At 40.4% G+C, this 5,418-nt stretch carries 6 protein-coding genes and 2 tRNA genes; 3 read left to right on the top strand and 5 right to left on the bottom strand.

Annotated elements, in window-relative coordinates; all coding sequences use genetic code 11:
- Positions 1-564 (top strand): radical SAM protein (locus tag BBROOKSOX_RS08790; protein WP_180323939.1); only part of this gene is annotated, 564 nt, incomplete at its 5' end.
- A 57-nt stretch (positions 565-621) separates the two neighbouring features.
- On the opposite strand, the gene BBROOKSOX_RS08785 is transcribed toward BBROOKSOX_RS08790, so the two are convergent.
- From BBROOKSOX_RS08785 to BBROOKSOX_RS08765, 5 genes are all read right to left on the bottom strand, one after another.
- On the bottom strand, positions 622-1,089 hold the full coding sequence (locus tag BBROOKSOX_RS08785; protein WP_139661113.1) for an Hsp20/alpha crystallin family protein: 468 nt from the start codon (positions 1,087-1,089) through the stop codon (positions 622-624).
- Positions 1,090-1,164: 75 nt separating this feature from the next.
- Positions 1,165-2,688: a SulP family inorganic anion transporter gene (locus BBROOKSOX_RS08780; protein WP_139661111.1), complete on the bottom strand. Its 1,524-nt coding sequence runs from the start codon at positions 2,686-2,688 to the stop codon at positions 1,165-1,167.
- 42 nt (positions 2,689-2,730) lie between these two features.
- Positions 2,731-3,828 (bottom strand): chorismate synthase, encoded by a 1,098-nt coding sequence (gene aroC / locus BBROOKSOX_RS08775; RefSeq protein WP_139661108.1) that lies wholly within the window; start codon positions 3,826-3,828, stop codon positions 2,731-2,733.
- Positions 3,829-3,842: 14 nt separating this feature from the next.
- Complete coding sequence (locus BBROOKSOX_RS08770; RefSeq protein ID WP_139661106.1) at positions 3,843-4,235, bottom strand: GFA family protein; 393 nt, start codon at positions 4,233-4,235, stop codon at positions 3,843-3,845.
- Positions 4,236-4,249: 14 nt separating this feature from the next.
- Positions 4,250-4,326: transfer RNA gene (locus tag BBROOKSOX_RS08765), tRNA-Arg, on the bottom strand.
- A 78-nt stretch (positions 4,327-4,404) separates the two neighbouring features.
- Here BBROOKSOX_RS08765 and pyrF point away from each other — a divergent pair.
- Together pyrF and BBROOKSOX_RS08755 are read left to right on the top strand one after the other, a co-directional pair.
- A complete protein-coding gene (pyrF, locus tag BBROOKSOX_RS08760) occupies positions 4,405-5,100 on the top strand; it encodes an orotidine-5'-phosphate decarboxylase (RefSeq protein WP_010646564.1) in 696 nt (231 codons plus the stop codon).
- Between the two features lie 23 nt (positions 5,101-5,123).
- Positions 5,124-5,200, top strand: a tRNA-Val gene (locus BBROOKSOX_RS08755).
- Positions 5,201-5,418 lie beyond the last annotated feature (218 nt).

Below are 5,418 nucleotides of genomic sequence, written 5' to 3'. Positions count from 1 at the left end.
GTGTTTGTGCGCCTCACAGGCTGTCCACTCAGATGTAGTTATTGCGATACTGAGTATGCCTTTAAGGGTAATAATTTACTCAGTATTGATGTCATACTTACCGAGATTAAAAAGTACAACACCAAGTTTGTGTGTGTCACTGGGGGTGAGCCTTTGGCGCAGATTAATTGCCATATTTTGCTTGATAGATTGGTTAAAGAAAATTATCAGGTGTCATTAGAGACCAGTGGCAGCATTGATATTGCTGATATTAATCCAGGCGTATCGATTGTCATGGATGTTAAAACGCCATCGTCAAACGAATCGGATAAAAACCTATACGACAATATAGAAAAGTTAGAGCTTAAAGATCAATTAAAGTTTGTCATTGGCTCAAAGGCTGATTTTGATTGGAGTGTGGCACTTTTAAGCAAACACCCAACACCAGCAGAAGTGCTGTTTTCTCCTGTCTTTGAGGCAGTTAAGCCGATGCAATTGGCACAATGGATTTTAGATGGGCAACTCAATGTGCGTTTGCAAGTGCAACTGCATAAACTGCTTTGGGGCGACGAAAAGGGCAAATGAAGAAAGTAAGACGACTTGCGCTACTGCTTCCTTTTATTGAGTGGTTATTTTTCTAATCTAAGCCCTAGGTTTGTCAAGTTTTGGGATTGATATCTTTAATACCCCTTCTTTAAACTCTGTCATAATATTTTCCACATCACCGTCTTTAGGAAGAGAAACGACTTGCGAGAAATAACTTGATGAACTTCTATTGTTACTCTTTGAATTTTGTTTGGCTTTGATGATTAAGTTGTTTTTATCAGTTGAGATGTTAAAGTTGTTTTCACCAATGCCTGAGGTTTTAATCTTAATAACATAACGATTAGACGCCTTATCAAAGTACTGCTTTGAATAAGGGTTAATAGCGTGATTATCGCGTTGAAGTCTTTCCATTTGATGGTCAAATTGTTGGAATTGACGGTTAAAATCACGCCAAAAACCTTGGTTAAATGCAGGCTGATGATTAAAAAAACTTGACTGATAAGACCCGTTTGCGTTAAGTAATGTTGATGTTAGTAAGACAGTGATCGCTAGTGTTTTTTTCATATTTTTATCTCCAATATTTATTATTTACAAGTTTACTGGTTTAATTATATGGATATTAAATCAAAATTTCAAGTGCTAAGCTAATTTGTCATCTGCTACATGGTAGGTGGGGTCTTCTAAAACATTAACTTCTACTAAGTTTTTCGCAGTTTTAAGTAGTAATCGACACTCAGCACTTAGGTGTTGTAGGTGTAATGTTTTGCCAATGCGTTTATAGCGTATGGCCAATTTATCAATGGCTTGAATGGCTGAGTGATCTAGCACTCGAGCATTGCCAAAATCAATGTAGACATCATTGGTGTCTGCTTTAGGGTCAAATAATTCTTGAAAATGCTCTTTTGAGGCAAAGAACAAAGTGCCGTGCACCTCATAAACATTATTGCCTTTATCATTTTGATGCTGTTTAACAAAAATCTTACTGGCTGACTCCCAAGCAAAAGACAAGGCAGACAGAATAACACCAACAATCACTGCTAACGCAAGGTTGTCAGTCAACACAGTAATGACAGCGACTGAAATACCAGTTACAATATCTAATACAGGTATTTTGCCAAACAAGCTTAGCGTGCACCATTCAAAGGTGCCAATCACCACCATAAACATCACGCCAATCAATACCGCAATTGGAATCATCTCAATGTATTCAGACAGATAAAGGATGAATAATAGTAGCGCAACTGCAGCAACAATACCTGACAGGCGACCACGACCACCAGATTTAATGTTAATAATACTTTGACCCACCATTGCACAGCCACCCATACCACCAAATAGACCTGTTAGTGTATTTGCCACACCTTGACCAACGCTTTCTCGATTTGGTTGCCCTGTGGTTTCTGTGAGGTCATCAACCAAGTTTAAAGTCAGCAAGCTTTCAATTAAGCCGACTAACGCCATGGTAAGTGCATAAGGGAAAATGATTGTTAGGGTTGCAAAATTAAATGCCACATCAGGGATATGGAAAGCAGGAATGCCACCTTTAATAGAAGCAATATCACCCACTGTGCGCGTATCAAGTCCAAGCCAAATCACCGCTAAACTACCAACGATAACTGCCACCAAAATTTCAGGTACGACCTTGCTAAATTTTGGTAAGAAATAAATAATTGCCATTGTAGCAGCGATAATGGCTAGCATAATCATTAATGGCTCACCAGTAATCCATGCATCGCCGATTTTAAATTGTTTGATTTGTCCGATAAAAATAACCATCGCAATACCATTCACAAAGCCCAAAAACACAGGGTGTGGCACGAGGCGAATAAATTTACCAAGTTTGAGCAAGCCAAAAGCAATTTGAATAAGTCCCGTGAGCACTACTGCGGCAAATAAATACTGTTCACCATGGACTGCCACCAGTGTACCAATCACGACAGCAATTGCACCTGTTGCACCAGAAATCATACCGGGGCGACCACCGATAATTGAGGTAACCAAACCAATCGTAAAAGCAGCATACAAACCGACTAATGGGTCCACACCAGCCAGCAGGGCAAAGGCAACCGCCTCTGGCACTAAGGCAAGCGCAACGGTTAGCCCTGATAAGATATCATTTTTTGGATTAATAGAGATGTATTTGTTGATTAGAGAAAAAAGCATTTTTCCTTCCTTGTATTGATGTATTGAGTTGTGGTTATCTTGTTATTTACTTGCAGGAACACTTGGCGTGGATGACTTCACGCCTATATTTTGCGCACGCTGACGCATCACATGGTCCATCAGCGTTATTGCCAACATTGCCTCAGCAATTGGCGTGGCACGAATGCCCACACATGGGTCGTGACGACCTTTGGTAATGACCTCTGTGGGTTTGCCATCTTTGTCAATACTACCAATTGGAAGACGCAAGCTTGATGTTGGTTTGAGTGCGATAGAAACCAACAAATCTTGTCCAGAACTGATGCCACCAAGTGTGCCCCCCGCATTATTTGATTCAAAACCTTGCGGGGTAATAGTGTCGCGATGCTGTGTGCCTTGTTGGGTAATACAGTCAAATCCAGCACCGATTTCTACACCTTTAACTGCATTAATACTCATCATTGAATGTGCCACATCGGCTTCTAATCTATCAAAAATTGGCTCCCCTAATCCCACTGGCATATTGCTGGCAACTATATTGATACGCGCACCAATAGAATCCCCTGATTTTCTTAGGGCGTCCATATAATCTTCAAGTTCTGAGACTTTGCTCATATCAGGGCAGAAGAAAGGGTTATTACGCACTTCATCCCAATCTAATAGCTCGGTCTTAATAGGACCTAACTGTGCAAGATAACCCTTAATTTCAATGCCAAATTCTTGTTTTAAATACTTTTTAGCAATGCCACCACAGGCAACCCGCATTGCTGTCTCACGCGCAGAAGAGCGTCCCCCACCACGATAATCACGAATGCCGTATTTCTGCTCGTAAGTGTAATCTGCATGACCAGGGCGGAAAGTGTTGGCGATATTGCCGTAGTCTTTAGAGCGTTGGTCGGTGTTTTGAATGATGAGCGCAATCGGTGTACCGGTAGTCTTGCCTTCAAAAGTACCTGATAAAATCTTGACCAAGTCTTCTTCATGACGCTGTGTTGTGTGGCGTGAAGTGCCTGGCTTTCTTAAATCTAAGTCTCCTTGTAGATCAGCCTCAGAAAGCTGCATATTGGGCGGGCAGCCGTCAACAATGCCTATTAGTGCTTCGCCGTGTGATTCACCAGCCGTGGTTACTGTGAATAATTTGCCAATACTATTGCCACTCATTTGTCACTCCTAATTTACCATTCTTTATGTTGCGGAATATCATCACAGATAGTATCCCAACATGCTTTTGATTGAGTAAAAATATGTTTTTCAATGGCTTCATTAACATCAGTTGTCATTGTTCCGAGTCTAACCCTTGTGTAATCAGGGTTATTTTTAAGTTTTGCCATAATTGGCGCACCGCAAGATTGACAAAAGAATCGACTTTTATTGTCATTTTCTTTAAATTCAGTTAGATTGTTCTCACCCCTTAAAAATTTAAAGTTTTTGCCCTCTACATTGCCATTAGTAGCAAAGGCAGTGCCTTGCACGCGCCTACATTCGCTACAATGACACATGACAATATCTGTAATTTTCTGCGTAATTTGGAATTTAACTTTGCCACACAGACATTCACCCTGATGCATTTTAACTCCTTTATTGGCGTCCTTGAGTGGATTCGAACCACTGACCTGCCGCTTAGGAGGCGGCTGCTCTATCCAGCTGAGCCACAAGGACAAAATATTGGTATTTTACAATATTTATACAAAAGTCTCACAGTATAATTCATGCATTTTTCTTATTTACTAAAACCCGATGAAAGATATTCAGACTAAAGACCGCTTAATCTTTGCCCTAGATGTGCCAGAAGTCATGCAAGCTAAGGATTTGGTTGAGCAACTTGATGATAGTGTTAGTTTTTACAAAATCGGTATGGAACTGTTGATGACAGGACAATACTTTCAATTAATGGACTGGTTGATTGCCCGAGACAAAAAAGTCTTTGTTGATTTGAAATTTTTTGATGTGCCAGAGACTGTGGGCAGAACCATCAGTCGCTTGAGTGAGTATGGTGCTACTTTTGCCACCATTCACGGCAATCAAGCATTAATGGAAAAAGCAGTAGAGCATAAAGGCGAGCTTAAAATATTGGCAGTCACTGCACTTACCAGTCTTGATAGCGGTGATTTAGAGGATTTAGGCTTTAAATGCGATGTGCAAGATTTGGTGATTTCTCGTGCTAAGCGTGCTTTTGAAGCAGGTTGTGATGGCGTGGTGTCTTCGGGTCTTGAGGTTCCGTTCTTGCGTGAGTATGTAGATCATAAGTTGATTGCCGTAACACCAGGTATTCGTCCTGTGGCCAATGATGACGACCAAAAGCGTGTGGTTGATGTGGCAACTGCATTTAAATCAGGTTCAGATTATATTGTTGTAGGACGACCTATTAAAAATGCTGACAACCCGTATGAAACTGCCAGCAATATTCAAGATATTATTAAAACCTGTTTTTAAGACGGTATAATTTTGTTTTTTACAGTCGCGTAGCTCAGTTGGTTAGAGCACTACCTTGACATGGTAGGGGTCGGTGATTCGAATTCACTCGCGACTACCAGTTTAAATGCCGCTATATTTAGCGGTCTTTTTTTTAAGTTTTAACAACCGTAAAAAAATATTGAAAATGTTAAAAGTGGCAAAAAGTTTTATATTGGAGATCTTTGCATAAATAGGGATGATTAGCAAAATCCAATTTTTGCCCAATGGGTGATTTCTTTAAACCTTGTCCTAGTAGGGCTAAGGCTGGGTTTAAAAAATCGCCAAGTGGGTGAAAAG

Source organism: bacterium endosymbiont of Bathymodiolus sp. 5 South, from assembly GCF_900128535.1.
Classification (GTDB): domain Bacteria; phylum Pseudomonadota; class Gammaproteobacteria; order PS1; family Pseudothioglobaceae; genus Thiodubiliella.
This window is presented reverse-complemented; position numbering and strand designations above follow the sequence as displayed.